We start from the raw sequence: 3,186 nt of genomic DNA on the forward strand, positions 1-3,186 counted from the left end.
GATCGCTATTTCCGCTGGAGCCTCCGTTCCGGTCGGTTCCAGTTCTGGCGAAAAAGCCTTTGGAAGAGCAAAAGCTTCCCTAAGGCAACTACCTGATCCTAGAGGCAAGAAAAAAATCTCTCCGCGGTAGAGGCCGTCTGCGCTTACAAGGAGCTTACCCAAGTGGAGCGGGCCTTTAGGAAGTTAAAAGATGTCCTAGAGATGCCTCCGATCTATCCCCATGATCCGAGAGCTCGTCCAGGCCCATGTCTTTGTCGCCGCCTTGGCCTTCTTGCTTGACCGGCTATTGGAGAAAAAACTTAAGGCAGCCAAGCTCTCCTTTTCCCCGAAAAGGCCCTGACTCACCTACGCACCGTCCAAAGACGCCCGAGGCAGACATCGCTGGCACCAAACACCGCGGAGTCACGGCGGGAAACCAACATGGGCGGCCGGATCCTTTCCGCCCTCCGAGTTGGCCGCTTAGTGCCTTGGAAATCCAAAAATAGTTCCCAAAACCCTTACATAGTGACACATTATAAAAAAGACCATAGATAATCAGCACCTTACAAAAGTTTCATCAAACATGGATTAGATAAAAACATTACCTTGCTCGTAGTGCAATGGAATTTCTTATAATTGCACAATATGCAATCAGTAGAAGTTGATTTTATAATCCATGGTTCTACAAAATACTCATATGAATACTGATTAGATTCAGTGTGTTAAAAAACGAAATATTAAAAGGAGAATAAGCATGGATATATATAGAATATATGTAATAAACAATGGAGCGGATGCACAGAATTTTTGGTGCTTTCTTGCTCCTCCACAGGAACTTGTCAATGATCAACGCGTTTTTGCTAACTCTAATGTGAGATTGAGGATTAGAAATAATGTAAATGGTCACAACTATTTTGAAATCCCTGTTCAATATGTTATAGGAGCAGGAGCGAGTAATAATGCTGTTGGTCTTGGAGTAAAGATCGTATCAAATATTGTAGAAGACGCCAACATTGGGGAAATATGGGAAGCAAATTATTCAACCGTACCACCTAATGAAGGGCCGACGTTGACAAAATTGCCAAAAGTTTCTCCAAGCAATACGATTTCTATTGTGTCTAACAGGTTTGATAAAGTCAAGAATCAAGACAATGATTGGTTTTGCAACCAATCTTTTGGGATAAAGACAACCTCTGGGTTTTTGGGAATGACTTGGTCTCCTGAACCCCAAGAAACAAGAATATTGACTCCAAAATTGCGGTTCTACATAAGCATCGGTGAATATGGAAGTAATGTACTTGCAAATTGGGATCAGGTAGCCAATCAGGCTGCAGTCGTACATGTACCTACTTCATTCGCATTTGAAAAGTGTACCGTGATTTATACCTCAACGGGGGATTGGAAAGTAGTAAAAGGAGAGCCAGAACCAGTAGCGTGATTTATAATGATTATTGAGATGAGATTCAAATCAACATATAAATCATTATAATGATTGTGGAGATTGGTTATTTTTAATTGAAAGAGAAGGCAAATTTGCCTTCTCTTTCAATGTGATTAAAAGATAAGTAGCGGGTATATTAAATTTAATAACAAAAATTACAGACGATGGATAAATAATATGAAAATATAATTATAACTTATTAAAATTCAAATACATGTATATAATCATAATGTTTTCATAATGCATGAAAACATATAAGAATCATGATCCAAATAGAGGAAAGAGAATCAAAGAAGCATTAAGTGCTCGATTATGTAATAAACAGCTCGCTCTAGCTAAAGAACTAGGAATACACGAATGCACAATATGTCGGTGGCAACAGGGAAAAAGTATTTCTTTAAAACATGCTGTACTGTTATGCGAAAAATTAGACATTTCTATGGATTGGTTAATACTTGGCAGAGGAGAAATGAATTTTCACCACAACGGCAAGAAAGGTCAGAACTTCCAGAAGGTTGACTTTAAGGATGTTGATGAGTTTCGTAAATTACCAGAAGACATTTATCAGGCTTTGATGAGCCTATTAAAAGAAATAGCTAAAAGACTATAAGTGGAGTTAGAAATAATTGCTGTAGCCTAAATCCAATCTCGATTGTCTTGTGAAGGAAAAAGCAGGCTACTAGTAGAAGATGGTTTTAGAACGAAAACAAAAAACAAAATGTTTTTTTCATTAGGTTCCTTACGCTACTGAGTTTAATGTTTTCATTCGGTCTATACTGTGGTGTCTTCCAAGCCCTCCAATACCTAAAAACTCAAAGTATGGATGTGCTTTTATAACTGTATGATAAACATTATTTATATCTAATATATTGACATTATTTGGTTTAAACAATAAGGCATTTTTACAAGTCATATTCCAGAGAAGAATTGTCCCTTTAGGTAGAGCTTCGTAGGAAAAAATCGATCCTTCAGCGGCAGTAGCCGTATTTGGATCAATAGCCACAGAGGTTCTAACTTCAAGATTATCATTGATAATCTGACTCAGTAAAGAATCTGAAACAACTCCAATCCTGTTTTGGATTGCTTTTTTAAACATCGATAGTTAGAATAGAGTCTATCCAGGTATATAAATAATCATCCAATTCATCTACAGGAAGCAAAAGCCAGCCAAGATTAAGGTATCTTTTGGAATTTATCTGATCTTTTTTTAAATATAATTTTTCGTCTGAAACATCCTATAATTGATTCAATGCATTATTATAACTTTGGAGAGCCATAGGAGAGGTAATCCAGTATGGACCTTCTCTAGTAATAACAGGAAAGAATAAAACATTCCCATCACCAAAAGCAACTAGCCCTGCTATTCCTCTATTGTTCCCCTTATCAAAGCCAAAAAGGGTGCATACAACGCAGTTGCCGCAATGAGTTTTTTTCTGTATTTATGCCAGTACAACCAGTGTATCTTTGAGTTTCTATAGTAACGTAAGCTCGGTAAACTCCAGCCAAACTTGAACCAGGAATTTTTGGGATCTTTTTTACGGGATCCCTCACTATACTCATATCTACCGTTCCGTCAGACTTACTCGTTCCTGCTCAGAGAGGAACAAAGCTAACTTCCTGCTTCACAGAGGACAGTTTTACCATCGTCATGCGACAGCGGCCAGAGCTTTTTCTCCACCGGCTTCACATTTGGCGGAACTCGCCATAGGGCCGTTTAGGACGGCCAAACCATGCGTCATGATATTCTTGGCCCCATTCACCTCCCG

At 38.7% G+C, this 3,186-nt stretch carries 3 protein-coding genes; 2 read left to right on the plus strand and 1 reads right to left on the minus strand.

Going from position 1 to position 3,186, the window contains the following annotated elements; translation table 11 throughout:
- Window positions 1–733 precede the first annotated feature (733 nt).
- On the plus strand, window positions 734–1,417 hold the full coding sequence (locus A7Q09_RS09470; protein WP_134391208.1) for a hypothetical protein: 684 nt from the start codon (window positions 734–736) through the stop codon (window positions 1,415–1,417).
- Window positions 1,418–1,664: 247 nt separating this feature from the next.
- The gene (locus A7Q09_RS09475; protein WP_134391209.1) at window positions 1,665–2,030 is read left to right on the plus strand and encodes a helix-turn-helix domain-containing protein; all 366 of its coding nucleotides are present in this window, start codon (window positions 1,665–1,667) and stop codon (window positions 2,028–2,030) included.
- Window positions 2,031–2,159: 129 nt separating this feature from the next.
- Here the strand turns inward: A7Q09_RS09475 and A7Q09_RS09480 are convergent, their stop codons facing one another.
- Window positions 2,160–2,516: an RAMP superfamily CRISPR-associated protein gene (locus A7Q09_RS09480; protein WP_134391210.1), complete on the minus strand. Its 357-nt coding sequence runs from the start codon at window positions 2,514–2,516 to the stop codon at window positions 2,160–2,162.
- Between the last annotated feature and the right edge of the window lie 670 nt (window positions 2,517–3,186).

Origin of the sequence: Methylacidiphilum sp. Yel, from assembly GCF_004421185.1 — a bacterium.
Classification (GTDB): Bacteria; Verrucomicrobiota; Verrucomicrobiia; order Methylacidiphilales; family Methylacidiphilaceae; genus Methylacidiphilum.